The sequence below is a fragment of the Acinetobacter sp. A1-4-2 genome (genome assembly GCF_040233925.1).
In the GTDB taxonomy this organism is placed as follows: Bacteria; Pseudomonadota; Gammaproteobacteria; order Pseudomonadales; family Moraxellaceae; genus Acinetobacter.
Genome location: NZ_CP157981.1, coordinates 1,696,390 through 1,712,533, shown reverse-complemented (window position 1 = coordinate 1,712,533; position 16,144 = coordinate 1,696,390). Strand labels below are relative to the sequence as shown.

The 16,144-nt window shown below is 41.9% G+C and carries 21 protein-coding genes; all 21 read left to right on the top strand.

Annotation, left to right across the window (positions count from 1 at the left end):
• Window positions 1-63 precede the first annotated feature (63 nt).
• The 21 genes from rsmG (at window position 64) to ABJ384_RS08365 (ending at window position 16,133) form a co-directional block, all read left to right on the top strand.
• Window positions 64-696 (top strand): 16S rRNA (guanine(527)-N(7))-methyltransferase RsmG, encoded by a 633-nt coding sequence (rsmG, locus tag ABJ384_RS08465; protein ID WP_180080359.1) that lies wholly within the window; start codon window positions 64-66, stop codon window positions 694-696.
• A gap of 24 nt (window positions 697-720) precedes the next feature.
• Window positions 721-1,503 (top strand): ParA family protein, encoded by a 783-nt coding sequence (locus tag ABJ384_RS08460; protein WP_349926735.1) that lies wholly within the window; start codon window positions 721-723, stop codon window positions 1,501-1,503.
• A complete protein-coding gene (locus ABJ384_RS08455) occupies window positions 1,500-2,387 on the top strand; it encodes a ParB/RepB/Spo0J family partition protein (RefSeq protein WP_349926733.1) in 888 nt (295 codons plus the stop codon). Before ABJ384_RS08460 ends, ABJ384_RS08455 begins: the two co-directional genes overlap by 4 nt.
• 28 nt (window positions 2,388-2,415) lie before the next feature.
• Window positions 2,416-3,054, top strand: a complete 639-nt coding sequence (locus ABJ384_RS08450; RefSeq protein WP_349926731.1) for a MotA/TolQ/ExbB proton channel family protein — start codon at window positions 2,416-2,418, stop codon at window positions 3,052-3,054.
• Window positions 3,055-3,065: 11 nt separating this feature from the next.
• Complete coding sequence (locus tag ABJ384_RS08445) at window positions 3,066-3,491, top strand: biopolymer transporter ExbD (RefSeq protein WP_166168875.1); 426 nt, start codon at window positions 3,066-3,068, stop codon at window positions 3,489-3,491.
• Complete coding sequence (gene msbA, locus ABJ384_RS08440; protein WP_349926729.1) at window positions 3,488-5,215, top strand: lipid A export permease/ATP-binding protein MsbA; 1,728 nt, start codon at window positions 3,488-3,490, stop codon at window positions 5,213-5,215. Before ABJ384_RS08445 ends, msbA begins: the two co-directional genes overlap by 4 nt.
• Before the next feature lie 3 nt (window positions 5,216-5,218).
• Window positions 5,219-6,226 (top strand): tetraacyldisaccharide 4'-kinase, encoded by a 1,008-nt coding sequence (gene lpxK, locus ABJ384_RS08435; RefSeq protein ID WP_349926727.1) that lies wholly within the window; start codon window positions 5,219-5,221, stop codon window positions 6,224-6,226.
• A gap of 12 nt (window positions 6,227-6,238) precedes the next feature.
• Complete coding sequence (kdsB, locus tag ABJ384_RS08430) at window positions 6,239-7,000, top strand: 3-deoxy-manno-octulosonate cytidylyltransferase (RefSeq protein WP_166168881.1); 762 nt, start codon at window positions 6,239-6,241, stop codon at window positions 6,998-7,000.
• Between the two features lie 13 nt (window positions 7,001-7,013).
• Entirely contained in the window at window positions 7,014-7,997 is a 984-nt protein-coding gene (locus ABJ384_RS08425) for a DNA polymerase III subunit delta' (protein ID WP_349926724.1), read from the top strand.
• Window positions 7,998-8,018: 21 nt separating this feature from the next.
• Entirely contained in the window at window positions 8,019-8,360 is a 342-nt protein-coding gene (locus ABJ384_RS08420; RefSeq protein WP_349926722.1) for a PilZ domain-containing protein, read from the top strand.
• A gap of 26 nt (window positions 8,361-8,386) precedes the next feature.
• The gene (locus ABJ384_RS08415; RefSeq protein ID WP_349926721.1) at window positions 8,387-9,160 is read left to right on the top strand and encodes a TatD family hydrolase; all 774 of its coding nucleotides are present in this window, start codon (window positions 8,387-8,389) and stop codon (window positions 9,158-9,160) included.
• A 45-nt stretch (window positions 9,161-9,205) separates the two neighbouring features.
• Window positions 9,206-9,811, top strand: coding sequence for a TetR/AcrR family transcriptional regulator (locus tag ABJ384_RS08410; protein WP_349926719.1), 606 nt, complete (start codon window positions 9,206-9,208; stop codon window positions 9,809-9,811).
• 18 nt (window positions 9,812-9,829) lie between these two features.
• Window positions 9,830-10,390: a type II secretion system protein gene (locus ABJ384_RS08405; protein WP_349926717.1), complete on the top strand. Its 561-nt coding sequence runs from the start codon at window positions 9,830-9,832 to the stop codon at window positions 10,388-10,390.
• The gene (gene gspI, locus ABJ384_RS08400; protein ID WP_349926715.1) at window positions 10,380-10,820 is read left to right on the top strand and encodes a type II secretion system minor pseudopilin GspI; all 441 of its coding nucleotides are present in this window, start codon (window positions 10,380-10,382) and stop codon (window positions 10,818-10,820) included. The genes ABJ384_RS08405 and gspI overlap by 11 nt, the downstream gene beginning before the upstream one ends.
• Complete coding sequence (gene gspJ / locus ABJ384_RS08395; RefSeq protein WP_349926713.1) at window positions 10,817-11,500, top strand: type II secretion system minor pseudopilin GspJ; 684 nt, start codon at window positions 10,817-10,819, stop codon at window positions 11,498-11,500. The genes gspI and gspJ overlap by 4 nt, the downstream gene beginning before the upstream one ends.
• 18 nt (window positions 11,501-11,518) lie before the next feature.
• Complete coding sequence (gspK, locus tag ABJ384_RS08390) at window positions 11,519-12,466, top strand: type II secretion system minor pseudopilin GspK (protein ID WP_349929723.1); 948 nt, start codon at window positions 11,519-11,521, stop codon at window positions 12,464-12,466.
• Between the two features lie 172 nt (window positions 12,467-12,638).
• On the top strand, window positions 12,639-13,235 hold the full coding sequence (locus tag ABJ384_RS08385) for a 6-carboxytetrahydropterin synthase (RefSeq protein WP_349926711.1): 597 nt from the start codon (window positions 12,639-12,641) through the stop codon (window positions 13,233-13,235).
• A 47-nt stretch (window positions 13,236-13,282) separates the two neighbouring features.
• Complete coding sequence (gene ung, locus ABJ384_RS08380) at window positions 13,283-13,996, top strand: uracil-DNA glycosylase (RefSeq protein WP_086195473.1); 714 nt, start codon at window positions 13,283-13,285, stop codon at window positions 13,994-13,996.
• Complete coding sequence (locus ABJ384_RS08375; RefSeq protein WP_349926709.1) at window positions 13,993-15,117, top strand: enoyl-CoA hydratase/isomerase family protein; 1,125 nt, start codon at window positions 13,993-13,995, stop codon at window positions 15,115-15,117. The genes ung and ABJ384_RS08375 overlap by 4 nt, the downstream gene beginning before the upstream one ends.
• A gap of 4 nt (window positions 15,118-15,121) precedes the next feature.
• Complete coding sequence (gene tadA, locus ABJ384_RS08370; protein ID WP_180080322.1) at window positions 15,122-15,643, top strand: tRNA adenosine(34) deaminase TadA; 522 nt, start codon at window positions 15,122-15,124, stop codon at window positions 15,641-15,643.
• Window positions 15,644-15,701: 58 nt separating this feature from the next.
• Window positions 15,702-16,133 carry an SRPBCC family protein gene (locus tag ABJ384_RS08365; protein WP_166168897.1) on the top strand — a complete coding sequence of 144 codons (432 nt, stop codon included), beginning with the start codon at window positions 15,702-15,704 and terminating at the stop codon, window positions 16,131-16,133.
• Window positions 16,134-16,144 lie beyond the last annotated feature (11 nt).

The following is a 16,144-nucleotide window of genomic DNA, read 5'->3' as shown; positions in this document are numbered from 1 at the left end:
GCTACTGTGACTTGTTGTATAAATCGGTATACTTCCATTAACTTTTCGAGACGTTATTTGTATATGCACCAGTTTTTCAAAGAACTTAAGCAGGGTAGTCAAGCTTTGGGTTTGGAGCTTAGCGATGAGGCTTTAAATTTATTACTCAAATACCAGGATGCTTTGGTACTGTGGAATAAAGCATATAACTTGACTGCGATTCGTGATCCGAAAGAGATGCTGGTCAAGCATCTGCTGGATAGCTTGAGTATTTTGAAAGATTTGCCTCAAGGCCGCTTGCTGGATATCGGAACCGGTGGAGGTATGCCAGGCATGATCATTGCATTATGCCAGCCTGAACGTCAGTGTGTGTTGCTAGACTCGAACGGTAAAAAAATCCGTTTCCTGAAACAGTTTATTGCCGATTTAAAACTAAAAAATGTGGTTGCCGTACAGACGCGTGTCGAAAATGAGGAAAGCATTCAGGAACTGGGTCAGTTTGATGTCATTACCAGTCGTGCATTTGCCTCTTTAACTGATTTTGTTGCCGCTTCTAAACCTTTTATGCATGCGCACAGTATTATTGCATCGATGAAAGGATTAATCCCTGCGGATGAAGTAGAGGCTTTAAAAAATGAATTCAGTTTTGAGATTATTGAGCTGAAAGTTCCGCGTTTAGACGAACAACGTCATTTGCTTTTATTGAAACATATTTAATTTTTTCGAAGGATTGGGGTCACCATGGCACAAATTATTGCGATTGCGAACCAAAAAGGTGGCGTAGGTAAAACCACAACCGCAGTAAATTTGGCAGCATCGTTAGCTGTTTTAAAAAAGCGCGTTTTACTTGTGGATATGGATTCACAAGGCAATGCCACGATGGGTTCCGGTATTCAGAAAAATGATCTGTTGTATTCGGTCACTGATGTATTATTGGGCGAAGTCCCAATTGAAACTGCAATTACCAAAGCAGAAGTCGGCTATAAAGTTCTCGGAGCTAACCGTGATCTGGCCGGTGTAGAACTGGCGATTGCCGAACAGGATAGCCGCGAATATATTTTACGTGAAGCATTGCAAGAAATAGAATCTTCTTTTGATTATATTATTGTTGACTGTGCGCCCAGCTTAAGTCTGATTACGGTGAATGCCTTGGCTGCCGTACACGGCGTAATGATTCCGATGCAATGTGAATACTATGCTCTGGAAGGTTTGGCGGATTTAACCCAAACCATTGACCGTATTCAGCAAGCCCTAAATCCGGATCTGCAAATCGTGGGCGTTTTGCGCACTATGTATGATGCACGTAATGCTTTAACCCGTGATGTGTCGGAAGAACTGGAACAGTATTTTGGTAAAAAGCTCTATGATACGGTGATTCCGCGTAATGTGCGTTTAGCTGAAGCCCCTGCACATGGTTTGCCGATTATCTATTTTGAAAAAAGCTCCAAGGGTGCAGTTGCTTACCTGAATCTGGCAGCTGAAATGTTAAAGAAAAGTAAAGTAAAAAAAGGAAGTAACGCATGACCACAAAAAAACGCGGATTAGCAAAAGGTCGTGGTCTGGATGCCTTGCTTGGCTCAATCCAGAAAGAAAAATTACAAATGGAAGCTCAAGCGTTAGATCATGGTCAGCTGAAACAGATTAATGTCCATTTACTCAAGCGCGGTGAATATCAACCGCGACGTTTTATTCGTGAGCAAGATCTTCAGGAACTGGCAGCATCGATTGAAAAGCATGGGGTGATGCAGCCGATTGTGATTCGTCCAATTGATGATGAAAAGCATCCCTATGAAATTATTGCCGGTGAGCGTCGTTGGCGCGCAGCACAACTGGCGGGTTTGACAGAAGTTCCTGCAATTGTTCGTGATTTGAATGATCAGGTTGCCATTGCCTTGGCATTGATTGAAAACATTCAACGTCAAGATTTAAACCCGATCGATCAGGCGATGGCACTCCAGCGTTTTCATGAAGAATTTGGTTTAAGTCATCAGGAAATTGCAGACACGGTCGGTAAGGCGCGTACTACAGTCAGTAACTTATTGCGTTTACTGACACTGGCTGAATCGGTAAAAGACTTTATGCAGCAAGGCTTGCTAGATATGGGGCATGCGCGTGCAATTTTGACCTTAAAAGCGAAAGATCAGTTTAAGGTTGCAGAGCATGTGATTGAGAAAAGTTTATCTGTACGCCAAACCGAACAACTGGTGCGCGACTTGAATACGCCAAAACAAGAAAAACCAAAAGCTGAAATTGCACCCGATATTCAGCAACTGACACAGCGTCTGGCAGAGCGTTTCAGCGCAGATGTGAAAATTGACCATAATAAACAAGGTAAGGGTAAACTTGTTATTCAATACCATTCTCTAGATGAGTTAGACGGTATATTAAATATTTGCTTTGCAGAATAATTTTTAAAATTTTTATTGGGGAAAACAGATGTGGGAATTAGTCAAAGCGGGTGGGTGGCTCATGCTTCCCCTTGTTTTATGTTCAATTTTTACTGTAGCAATCACGATTGAGCGCTTTATTCGCTTAAAAAAATCAATGATCTTGCCTAAGGTATTGCTGTTAAATCAGGTGCAAAATATTGATATGGTCATGCAGCAGTTAAAGCAGGATCAAGCCTTACGAAGCAGTACTTTGGGGCGCATTTTTATGGCGGGTTACCAAAGTAAAAATCAAAATGAACAATTTGCCCGTGTACAAATGGAAACCACTGCTTCCCAAGAAATTGGTTATCTGGAAAAAAACATCAACTTCTTGGGAACCTTAAGTGCGGTAGCACCATTATTGGGTTTGTTGGGTACCGTACTGGGTATTATCGAATCCTTCTTGGTGATTGATTTAGGCACCAATAGCAATCCTACTTTAATGATTCCTGGTATTTCCAAAGCGTTGATAACAACGGCAGCAGGGATGTTTATCGCCATTCCTGCACTGTTTGCCTATCGCTATTTTCAGCGTTTGGTACAAGAATATATTGCAGAGCTTGAGCAGCAATCGACTTTATTTCATGCAGCACTTTTCTATCAAAATTCTACAGATCAAGAACAAGATATTAGAAAAGCAGGTTAAGGTGGTGAAAAATGAAATTCAAACGCACACAAGTTGAAGATATTCATATTAATTTAACCCCCATGATTGACTGCTTGCTGTTTATTCTGGTTTTTTTACTGTTATCTACCACGTTCAACCAGTTTAGCCGCATGAATTTAACCTTGCCTGATGCGCAAGGCGTGCCCCCTAAACAGTATGATCATAAAATTGAAGTAGTAGTGGATGCTTCTGGTCACTATTCCATTAATGGACAATCAATTGCCAGCAAAGATGTTGTAGATTTAAGTACTGCAATTAAACAGATTTCCAATGATCGACGTGATTTAATGTTTGTTATTGCTGCGGATGCCAAGGCAACGCATCAGGATGTGATTCGTGTGATGGATGTAGCAGGACAGTTAGGTTTTGTTAACGTCAATATTAGTACCAAAGTTCCGTCTAGGGGTTATGAGTGAAGCAGGATTTTAAAGTCTATCTACGTCTTTTGGGCTATCTGAAGCCTTTTTGGGGTGTAGCGATACTGGTTTTTATCGGTTTTGCAATTAGTGCGGCAACGGAAGTATCTATTGCAAAATTACTGGAAAAAATTATTACCGCTATCCAGAATCGAGATCAAGGCTTTACTTCTATATTTCCTTTTCTGGTTATTTTATTGATGTTCTTTCGCGGTTTAGGTTCCTTTGTTGGGGGCTATTATACCGCAGTCATCTCTCGGAATTTGGTATTTAATATTCGTCAGGAAGTTTTCGCCAAACTGCTTAAGCTTCCATCGCAATATTATCTGGATAATACCAGTGGGCATATCACCGCTAAAATCATGTATAACGTGGAGCAATTAACGGCTGCTTCATCTGAATCTCTAAAAACCATTGTACAACAAGGTCTGATTACCCTCGGATTGTTAGGGTATCTATTATATAGCAATTGGCGACTTACTTTTATTATTCTGATTTTTGCTCCACTAATGGGGTTGCTGGTTCGTCAAGCCTCAAAACGCATGCGTAAATTATCCCTGCAAGTTCAGGATACTATGGGTGATGTTAACCATGTGGTACAGGAAACGGTGAATGGGAATTTAATTGTTAAAGGTTTTGGCGGACAGGACTACGAACAAACGCGTTTCCGTGACAATTCGCTGGAAAATTTAAGACGCGGTTTAAAAATGGTGGTGGTACAGCAACTGAATAGTCCGATTGTACAGTTGATTATGTCGATCGCCATGGCAATTATTATCTGGATTGCGTTACGACCAGAAATTTTACGTGATACCAGCGCGGGTGAATTCGTTGCTTATATTACTGCAGCAGGGATGTTGAGCAAGCCAATTAAAGCTTTAACCGATGTCAATGAAAAATTACAACGTGGCATGGCCGCAGCACATTCCGTTTTTGAGTTGCTGGATTTGTCGGAAGAGCAAAATACCGGTACGGCTACGCCAATGCTTAAAGGTAATATCCAATTTCAGCAGGCTAATTTAATTTATCCAGATGGTCATCATGCGATTCATGATTTTAACCTTGACGTCAAGGCGGGTGAAACCATTGCCTTGGTGGGGCGTTCAGGAGCGGGTAAGACTTCTCTGGTCAATTTGCTGGTACGTTTTCAGGAGTTGAGTTCAGGTAATATTTATTTAGACCAGTATGCCATCCAAGAGCTGGAAATTAATACTTTACGTACACAAATTGCCATGGTAAACCAGCAGGTGGTGTTGTTTAACCGTACTGTACGTGAAAATATTGCCTACGGGCAGCTGGAAAATGCTACTGATGCAGAAATTATTGCAGCTGCAAAAGCTGCCTATGCACATGATTTTATTATGGCTTTGCCACAAGGTTATGATACGCAACTCGGCGCACAAGGCCTGAATCTTTCAGGTGGACAGCGCCAGCGTATTGCCATTGCACGTGCCATTTTGAAAAATGCACCGATCCTGATTCTGGATGAAGCCACCAGTGCACTGGATAATGAATCAGAGTATTTTATCCAGAAAGCATTTGATGCAGCCATGCAAGACCGGACAACGATTGTGATTGCCCATCGTTTATCTACCATTGAAAATGCGGATCGTATTGTGGTGATGGATAAGGGTAGAATTGTCGAGCAGGGTACGCACGCAGAATTGATAGCCCAACATGGGGCTTACTATCAGCTGCATCAGCGTAATTTCGAGGAAAATTGATCTATGTCATTTGCACAATTGATTCAGGATGCCTGGAACAAACAGGCCAAGTGGTTGATTGTGCTTAGACCTTTGTCATGGATTTATCGTGGTGGTTTTTTACTGAATAAAAAACTGTACCAATGTGGCGTTAAAACCAGCTATCAATCGCCAGTTCCGGTGATGGTAATTGGCAATATTACGGTTGGTGGCAGTGGTAAAACACCATTGCTGATTCAGCTGGTCAATTATCTTCAAAGTCAAAATGTTCGTGTCGGTGTCATCAGTCGCGGTTACGGTGGAAAAGGACCTTTTCCTGCTTATGTGGATTTGGAGTCAGTTCCTGAAGTGGTAGGGGATGAACCCTGTCTGATTGTTCAGTCTACCGGTGTGCCCATGGTAGTGGGATCAAACCGGCAGCATAGTATTGAATATTTGTTGTCAAAACATGAGCTGGATGTAATTATCAGTGATGACGGTTTGCAACACTGGGCTTTAGCACGACAAATTGAGTGGATTGTGCTGGATCAGAATCGTGGTCTGGGTAATCAGAAGTTATTGCCTGAAGGATATTTACGCGAACCGCCAAGCCGCTTAACCACAGCAACCGTTATTGAGCATGCCAGTCAGCCAAATTCTGCGCTGAATATGCATTTAGAAATTGCTGCGCCTTATTTGCTTAATGATGCGGTAGATGAAAGATCTTTTAATCCGACGGATAATTTTTATGCCGTGGTTGGTATCGGTTTTCCACAGCGTTTTTACAACACTTTAGATTCCATGGGGATTCATCAGTTTCAGTGCCATGAATTTCCTGATCACTATGATTATGAAATTACGGATCTGCAGTTTGAAGATAACAATCCCATTATTACCACGGAAAAAGATGCAGTAAAACTGCTGCCATTATTAAAGCAAAATCCAAATTTTAAACGGGAAATCTGGGTGGTTCCTGTTGAAGCAGTGCTTTCGCCACAGTGCTATGATGTTTTGCATCAACAGTTACAGAAACTCGGTATTCAAATTTCTTAAGGTTCATTGTTTATGAAACATATTGTTATTCCAGCACGTTTTGCAAGTTCCCGTTTGCCGGGCAAGCCACTATTGGAAATTCATGGTCGTCCCATGATTCTACGTGTGGTGGATCAGGCAAAAAAAGTGGCTGGTTTTGATGATTTATGTGTGGCAACCGACGATGAGCGTATTGCAGAAGTGTGCCGTGCAGAAGGCGTGGATGTTGTCATTACAAGTGCAGATCATCCTTCTGGCACCGACCGTTTAAGTGAAGTTGCCCGCATTAAAGGCTGGGACAGCGAAGATATTATTGTCAATGTACAAGGTGATGAGCCTTTGCTTCCGGCTCAATTGGTGCAGCAGGTGGCGCAATTACTGGAATCGCAGCCAGAATCTTCCATGTCGACACTCTGTGAGCCGATTCATAGTCTGGAAGAGTTTCAGCGCGACAGTATTGTAAAAGTGGTGATGTCCAAATATAACCAGGCTTTGTATTTTAGCCGTGCCACGATTCCTTATGACCGTGATGGTGCAAAACAAGAAATTCAGCAATTACATCAGCAGGCATATCGTCATTTAGGCTTGTACGCCTACCGTGTGAATTTGCTACAAGAATATGTGTCCTGGGATATGGGTGCTCTGGAAAAACTGGAAAGTCTGGAACAATTACGTGTACTGGAAAATGGTCACCGTATTGCCATTGCCGTTGCAGAAGCCAACTTGCCACCAGGTGTCGATACACAGGCAGATTTGGACCGTTTAAATCAGATGGATGTTTCTTGCTTCGAATAAGGTGAACTCCTCCATGCAAAATAATGTTGTGGCACAAGTCTACCCATGGCAGCAAACGGTTTGGGAGACCTTGACCGGACGCTTTCCCAAACTGGGGCATGGCCTACTTTTTTATGGTAAAAAAGGCTGTGGCAAGGAAGCTTTTGCACAATATTTTTTGGCTTGGGTGCTATGTGCTAATCGTCATGAAAATAATGCCCCTTGTGGTGAATGTGGCAGTTGTTTGTGGTTAAAGTCTGATACCCATCCCAACTATGTTCATATCAGCACAGATGAAGACAATAAAAAGCAGAATGCCAAAATCAAGATTGAGAAAATCCGTGATTTATTGCCCTTTGTGCAGCAAACCGTAGATGGCTGGCGTGTGATTGTGATTGAACCGGCAGAAGCTTTAAATATCGCCTCTGCCAATGCATTACTCAAAACCTTGGAAGAGCCGGGTGATCGGGTAGTCATTATTTTACTGGCCGATCATTACTTAAAACTTCCAGCCACGATTCGCAGCCGTTTGCAGCATTTTGCGCTGGACCGTATTTCTTTTTCGCAAGCAGATGCGTATTTAACCGAGCATTTACCCAATTTAGATCAAATGCAAAAACAACTGTTGATGAATTTATCTAATCAGATGCCATTACAGGCCATGCAGTTGGCTGAAACGGAATGGTTAAATAAGCGACAAGAATTTTTAACGGACTGGCAAAAACTGGTCACGCAAAAAAATATGCCGATGGCTATCGCGACCAAATGGAATAAAGTCTTAAATTTTAGTGACTTTGCGCAAATGTTTGAATACTTGTTGTCAGATTTAATTTGTGTCAAGCTCAGTCAGCAAGTTAAAAATTCCGATCTTGATTTGAGTGCGTTATCCGAACAATATACCTTGGAATTTTTATTTGCGGTTTATTCTGATTTGCAGCAAGCTAAACAATATATTGAGCAAAATGTACAAAGCAATTTAGTGCTTGATCAATTGTGTATAAAACTAATGAACATTTAAATATTTTTAAGGGGAATAAAAATGCAACCACGTATGGGCGGTATTATTCATGCCAATATCCCGGATATAGAAACTCTGTATGCCAGCTATATGCCTTATGTTATCGGTGGAGGATTGTTTATTCCGACCAAACAGCCGGTTAAGCTTGGTGAAGAAGTGTTTGTGCTGGCAACCTTACCCGAACAATCACAGAAAATTCCTTTAACAGGCAAGGTCATCTGGGTCTCTCAGAAACAAAATGGCATCAAATTACAAGGTTTTGGTATGCAATTGACCGGAGAAAAAGGCATTTATTACAAATCAGAAGCTGAAAAGTTGCTTACAGGCCTTAAGTCTGAAGGTCGAACTAGTTACACTATGTAGATATTTAAAAGATTTAGGAAATCACTGTGTTTGTAGATACTCACTGCCATTTAACCATGCTGGATCTAACGCCTTATGATGGCAATCTGGACTTGGCATTAGCTCAGGCGCGTGAAGCAGGGGTATCCAAATTCATGACGATCTCTGTTGATCTGGATGACCATATCGAGCTGGCTAAAATTGCCTCACGCCATGCTGATGTAGGTTACAGTGTCGGTGTTCATCCCTGTGAAGATCCCGAAACTATGGCGCGTGCAACTACAGATTATCTGATTGAACTGGCACAGCCTGAAAAGGTCTGGGCGATTGGTGAAACCGGCCTGGATTATTTTCATAGCACCGATTTTATTGCTGAACAAAAAGAATGTTTTGCCCGCCATATTCATGCCTCGCAGGCAGTAAAAAAACCGGTGGTGGTGCATACCCGTGCAGCGAAACACGATACAGTCGATATCATTCGGGCTGAAAAATCCACGCATGGTATTTTGCACTGTTTTACTGAAGACTGGGGAACCGCAAAAGCTGTGCTGGATTGTGGTTATTATGTATCATTTTCCGGCATTGTCTCTTTTAAAAATGCGCAGGATTTACGTGATGTGGCCAAGCAGGTTCCACTAGATCGGGTGCTGATTGAAACCGATAGTCCTTATCTGGCACCGATGCCATATAGAGGAAAATCTAATGAACCAAAATACGTGCCTTATGTAGCCAAAGCCTTAAGTGATGTATATGATAAGTCTGTTGAGGAAATTGCTTTCATTACAATGCAGAACTTTGAAAACCTCCTTAATTTAAAGTAAATAAATTAAATTGATATAAGCGCAGAAGAGAATTACAGAGTGAAGATGGATCGTCAGGCTCAGTTTCGAGCAAGAGAAGCGTTAATTTTTCAGGTTGCAGAGCAGTTGCTGTTAGAAAATGGCGAATCAGGGATGACATTGGATGCGTTGGCAGCAGAACTCGATTTGGCGAAGGGAACTCTATATAAGCATTTCCAGAGTAAAGATGAACTGTACATGCTTCTGATTATTCGTAATGAGAACATGTTGCTCGAGATGATTAAGGATGCAGAGAAGGCTTTTCCCGAGCATCTGGCATTCTTTATGTTGCATCATTTGCATCATCCTGAGCGCACGGTACTGTTCCATCAAATTGAAGAACGTTTGTCTACGACCGGTATTGGGATCAATCTACTATTTAGTGAACTGTATCAGGTGAGAAAACAGCGTTTACGGATTATTATCCGTATGACTGAAAGCTATCTGGAAAGTCTTCAAAGCAGCATGTCGACACGCGATTATCTGGCCTCTATTTGGGCTCTAACGCATGGTGCTGCGGCTATTCTAAATTCCAGTTTTTACCAGCGTTATTTGGGTTCACGTGACACATTGCGCGTAGCCTATATTGATCAGGCACTGGCAATGCCAAAACAGGTCAGTTCTGCGGAATAGTTTGCTTAAAGGTATGTCATGAAGCCAATCCGACCATTATCAGTTCGTGGTTTTACCTTAATCGAGTTGATGGTGGTCATTGTGATTATGGCAATCATGGCTTCTTTAATTTTGACCAATATTAACGGGGTAGACCAGCGTAAAGCGATGCAGGCACGGGAAGTGTTTATTATGGATTTACGCAGGATTAACCGTGAAGCCAATGATCAGGCGCGCATTTTCGCCCTAGATGTGCACAGCGCGACAGATGTATCACCATTCCGTTACGGGGTGGTTGAATACATCATTCCTTCCATTCAAACTGTAGCCCCGCAAATTGTTGAAGAAAACAAAAAATGGCAACCATATGCGGAATTTGCTCAAAGGGCTTTACCCGAGCATGTTTCTTTTAGCATCACTTCACTCGATCATGCTTATGAAAATGCCAATAATGACGATTTATTGAATTCGAATGCACCGCAGCTGTTGTGGCTGGGCAATGGTGAGACCAAGCCGGTACGAATTCAATTTTATTTTGAACAGCGTCCGATTGGCGAAGAAATCGAGATTGATCATCTGGGTAAAATCAATGCAAGCTAGATACTCCAGGCATAGCTCTTGGTTATGTGTAGCATCGAAACAGCGTTTCACTCATCGCTGCTCAGGATTTACCTTATTAGAAGTCATGGTGGCCTTGGCTATTTTTGCCACTGCTGCAATTGCTTTTACCAAAGTGGCGATGCAATACACTCAGGCAACATCGAATGCCATTTTAAGAACCAAGGCACAATTCGTGGCCTTGAATGAAGTCGCCGTGATGGAAATCAATCAGGAATGGTTGCAGGGAACCCAATCCAAACAGGTCACCCAGCAAGGTGAAACTTGGCAAATTGACAAGTCTGCACAATCGACCATTAGTCCAAATGTACAACGCATAGAAGTACAGGTCAGTTTGTTTAATGTGGAAAGTGGCAAGGTTGAATCAGGAGTGACGCATTTGGTTTTCTTCAACCCGAAGGCCAAAGCATGAAAAAGCAGACTGCAAAAAATAAAAAAGGTTTCACTTTGGTTGAACTTTTGGTGGCAATTGCCATCTTTAGTGTGCTTTCCGCGTTGGGCTGGAAAGTCTTTGATTATTTAATTAAAGTCAAAGACCGTAATGCTGAACATGAGATCAATTTGGGTCAGCTGCAGGAAGCCTACCAGCAGATTCTGCGTGACACCGTTCAGGTTGTGCCACTGAATGCCAATATCAATGGCGATATTCAGCCAGCTTTGGTTTTGCAAAATGGTCGATTTAATTTTAGTAAAACTGGGGTCACTGATCCTTTACAGCAAGGTATTTCTCCGGACGAGCGTGTGGAATATCAATATCGTGCCGATGAAAAGAAACTGTACCGACTGAAATACCGTAATTTAAACAGTACAGGGCGGGATCAGCCTGAATCCAGTGTACTGTTAAATGATGTTGACCAGTTTGAAATTGTGGTGTTGAATCCGAATGAACTCAATGCATGGCCAGAGGGGCAGGTAGATTTAAACGATGTTACACAAAAACAGATCTTGCCGAAGGGCATTAAAATTAAACTGACCGTCAAAGATGTGTCCTATGAGTGGATTTTTAGTTTATTAAATACCGATTATTTAAAACAGCAAACTGGCACTTCAAATAACAATGCAAATAGCAATACAAATAACTCTACATTATAAGGTTTGGTCCAATTGAACATAAAGCCGCAACAGGGTGTTGCCTTAATTACGATTTTGGTCATGGTGGCATTAGCCACCATCCTAGCTGCGACCATTGCCAAAAGACAGGCCAATACAGCTGAAAATACGGCATATTTAATGCGCCAAAATCAATCCTTGCTATATGCCAAAAGTGCTGAAGCCTTTTTTTCAGAGCTTTTGGTCGATGATGCTGAAAATGCTGGTGCTATTGATCATTTACAGGAAAACTGGGCTAAACCGATGCCGGCTTTTCCTGTAGAGGACGGTTTTATTGCGGGCACTTTAGAGGATCAATCAGGCAAATTTAATTTAAACAGCTTGGTGAATATGGATGGTACGCCCAATCCTCAGGCAAAAGCATGGTTTGAAAAACTGCTGCTACGTGTGGGATTACCTGAAAAGTTAAGTGAGGCAGTGATTGACTGGCAAGATGCCGATAATGAAACCATTGGCTCGATGGGTGCAGAAGCCAGTTATTATCAGGGATTGGCACAAGGTTATTTACCGGCAAACAGTAAATTCCATAATGTGGAAGAATTGAAACTGGTACGTGGCTTTGAGGGAAAAAAATATCAGCAAATTGCCGATTATGTCAGTGCTGTTCCAACCATGGATAGCAAGATAAACATTAATACAGCTCCGGCGATGCTGTTGGCCAGTCTTGATCCCAAGCTGGATATCAATGCAGTACAACAGGTATTGCAACAGCGCGAGGCTAATTTAGAACATTTTTCCAGTGTGAATGAGTTATGGGGTATTGAGCCGTTTAGTCAGGTCGGTGCCGATGTGAGAAGTGAGACAAGCAATTTGCTAGATGTAAAATCTGCGTATTTTAAAGCCAAAATTGAAGTGCAGCTCGGCGGACGTAAACGCCAGTTCAGTAGTGATCTGGTACGAAAAGATAAGTCGGTGTATATCACATCTCGCAGTATGGCTCCATTCTAATTAGATCCCGAGATATGATGAAAAATGAGAAACACATCCATTCAACTGCATGTGTTTCTCCAATGCTATTGAACAGTAAAATTAATGTTCAGAATTTCACTTTTGCTTTATAACTTTCACTTTTGCTTTATAATCAAATTTAATTCACAGATTTTTGATTGCATCACGGCACATGTTAATTCGTAAGTTATTTAAGTTTGAAAATGCTCATATTGTGCGAAACTGCACATCGGATCGCTGTAAGCGTTCGATTCATGGTCATAGCTATAAAGTTGAATTGTTGCTTAAAGCATCCAAGCTTGATCATGGTCAAATGGTCTATGATTTCGGATTATTAAAAGGCGTGATCAAAGATATTTTTGACAGTTTTGATCATGCAATTTGCTTCTGGCAATATGATGATGCTGAATATATTGCCGCTTGCAAAAAATTTAGTGCCCGCTGGGTATCTTTACCTGTTTCACCTTCTGCAGAACAGTTCTCACGCATTTTCTTCTATCTGGCACAACAGGTGCTTGCATCGACCATTACCCAAAATGGGGAAGGCGACGTAGAGGTTTATTCGGTGATTGTGCATGAAACCGATACCGGTTATGCGCAAAGCTTTATCGAAGATATTGAAAATGAACAAATGGGTGTACTCAGTCTTGACCAGATTGTATTTTCTGAACAGGTCCAAGCGGAATGGGTAGATCCTAGAATGTATGAAAAATTACAACAAGGCATTAAATTCCAGAATCCAGCGGTCGATCTTCAAGTACAAATTTGAAGAGAATGAAAAAAGTTTGGGCTGGTCAAAAAAATTAGGAAGCAAGTATGTCTTTAACGGAACAACAGCAAGCTAAACTCGATAAAATCCAGTTGGATGCAAGTTGGAAAAATGCATTGAGCGATTTTTTGCTCAGTGCCAAAATGGATGATCTAAAACAGTTCTTGCTGACTGAAAAACATGCCGATAAAATTATATATCCCCCTAATTCACTCATTTTTAATGCCTTAAATACAACACCTTTCAACCGTGTTAAAGTCGTTATTCTGGGTCAGGATCCTTATCATGGGCCCAATCAGGCACATGGATTAAGTTTTTCAGTACAAAGAGGGGTTGCATTACCGCCATCTTTACGTAATATTTTCCATGAATTAAATACTGATCTGGGTATTCCTGTTCCCAAGCATGGTGATTTAACCCGTTGGGCTGAACAAGGTGTGTTATTGCTCAATGCGGTATTGACTGTTGAAGCAGGACAGCCGACATCACACCAAAAACGTGGATGGGAGGATTTTACTGATCATGTGATTGATGCTTTAAATGAGCAGTGTGAACATATCGTATTTATCCTTTGGGGAGCCTATGCACAACGTAAAGGACAACGTATCGATCAAAATAAACATCTGGTATTGAAAGCTGCACATCCTTCTCCTTTGTCAGCAAATCGTGGTGGTTTTTTTGGTTGTAAAGTATTTTCAAAAGCAAATAATTATCTGAAACAAAATGGCATTGAGCCGATCAATTGGCAGCTGGACGCATGACACAATCTCCTGAACTAAAAAGTTATCATCCTGATCTGATTGTAGAGGAAGCAATCAACGGCTGGCGCATTGTTCGCCTGAACCGGCCGAAATCTCTACATGCCCTGGATGAATCTATCGTTACTGCACTCTTAGAAGTGTTCCAAGATTTTCACCATGATGATGCGGTAAAAGCGATCTGGCTGGATTCGACCACCCCGAAGGCTTTCTGTGCCGGTGGTGATGTCCGTAAACTTCGTCAGTTGGTCATTAATGATGAAGTTGCAACCGCAAACAAATTCTTTGAACAAGAATATGCGCTAGATTTATTGCTACATAACTATGCCAAGCCAGTACTGGTTTGGGGTGAAGGTTATGTGATGGGTGGTGGTCTGGGCCTGTTTATGGCTGCACCATTCCGTCTGGTGACGCCTTATTCGCGTTTGGCAATGCCTGAAATTAATATCGGCCTGTATCCGGATGTCGGTGCGACACGTTTCTTGGCCGATCGAGGCGCAATTGGTCTGTTTACTGGTTTAACCGGTTCCATTATGACCTCTGCCGGTGCATATGGGATTGGCTGGGCAACCCATATTTGTGATGCACAGCGTGATAATGTGCTGGACAAAGTGCTGAATATTGATTGGGGACATTATCCTGCAGGGGATTTTCGTGCCATTGATGATACTTTAAACAGTATGCACCGTCCGGTGGGTCCAGGACCTTTACAAAATTCACTGGATGTCATTCATAGCGTTTGCCGTGGGGTGAACTTTGAACATGACTATGAATCTATTATTGGGCTGAGTGATGCACGCAGTGATTGGCTTCGTCAAGCGAGTGAAAATCTGCAAAAAGGTTCGCCTACTACAGCAGCATTAACCTGGTTATTATGGCAGTGGGGCAAGCGTGTTCATTCCTGGAATGAAGTTTTTGAGCTTGAAACGCAAATCTCCAACTGGAAGATTCGTCACCCTGATTTCGTCGAAGGTGTACGGGCGCGTCTGGTTGATAAAGACCTGTCTCCGGAATGGATAAAAGGCAATGATTTCTCTTTAAAAACCATCTTGTCTGACTGTCCGCCTGTGACCAATATTCAAAGCTGGAATGATCTGTTGAAGCATTACGGTATCATCAGTTAAGCAGATGACTGATGCTACACAATTGACTGATGAATACTGGATGCAGTTTGCGTATGAGCAGGCTGCTATTGCCGCTTCAAAACAGGAGATTCCTGTGGGTGCAGTTATCGTCAGTCAAAATCAGATTATTGGCGCAGGACATAATGCACCCATTTCTTTAAATGATCCCACGGCTCATGCTGAGGTTCAGGCTTTACGCCAAGCCTGTACAAATCTGAATAACTACCGATTACCTGAAGACGCGGTACTTTATGTGACTTTAGAGCCGTGTACCATGTGTGTTGGGGCTTTGATTCATGCACGGGTCTCCAAGGTCGTGTTTGGTGCAACTGAACCGAAAGCAGGTTCCTTAATTAGCGTGCGTCGATTATTTGAAACCGGTTACTACAATCATGTTTTCGAGTATGAGGCAGGGTGTATGCAAGAACAGTGTTCCCAGCAGCTCAGCAATTTTTTCAAGATGCGCCGTGAGCAAAAAAAATTGCAGAAGTTACAAGAAAAATCTCTAAATAATCAAAATCATTAATTAAAATCATATAAACTATAATGACAATGAGTATTGTCAATAAAAATTAGGATAAGTCATGAATTCTATTCAAGTAAAAAAAGAATTTAACGCACCCATCGATCAGGTTTTTGATTTGCTATCAAAGCATGCCACCTACAATGTGGCTTTTGCACCGATTCAGGTTGAACGGATTAAAGATTCTACAGATCCTGAGCGTCCGGATGGTGTGGGCTCGGTACGCCGTATGGGTTTTGGTCCCGTCAAGCCTTTACGGGAGCAGATTACCTTGCTGGAACCGAATCAGCGTATCGAATACCAGATTGTGAAAAACCCTTTGGTGAAACACCATTTGGGCATTATCGAGTTTGAGGCTAAAGATGATGACAAAACCTTGGTCACCTATACCATTGAATTGCAGGCACGTGCACCTTTTATCAGTAAATTAATCCTTGCACAGCTTAAATCTGCGATTAAACTAGGTTTTTCGAAATTAGCTAAAACTGTATAGGGTAAAGTGGA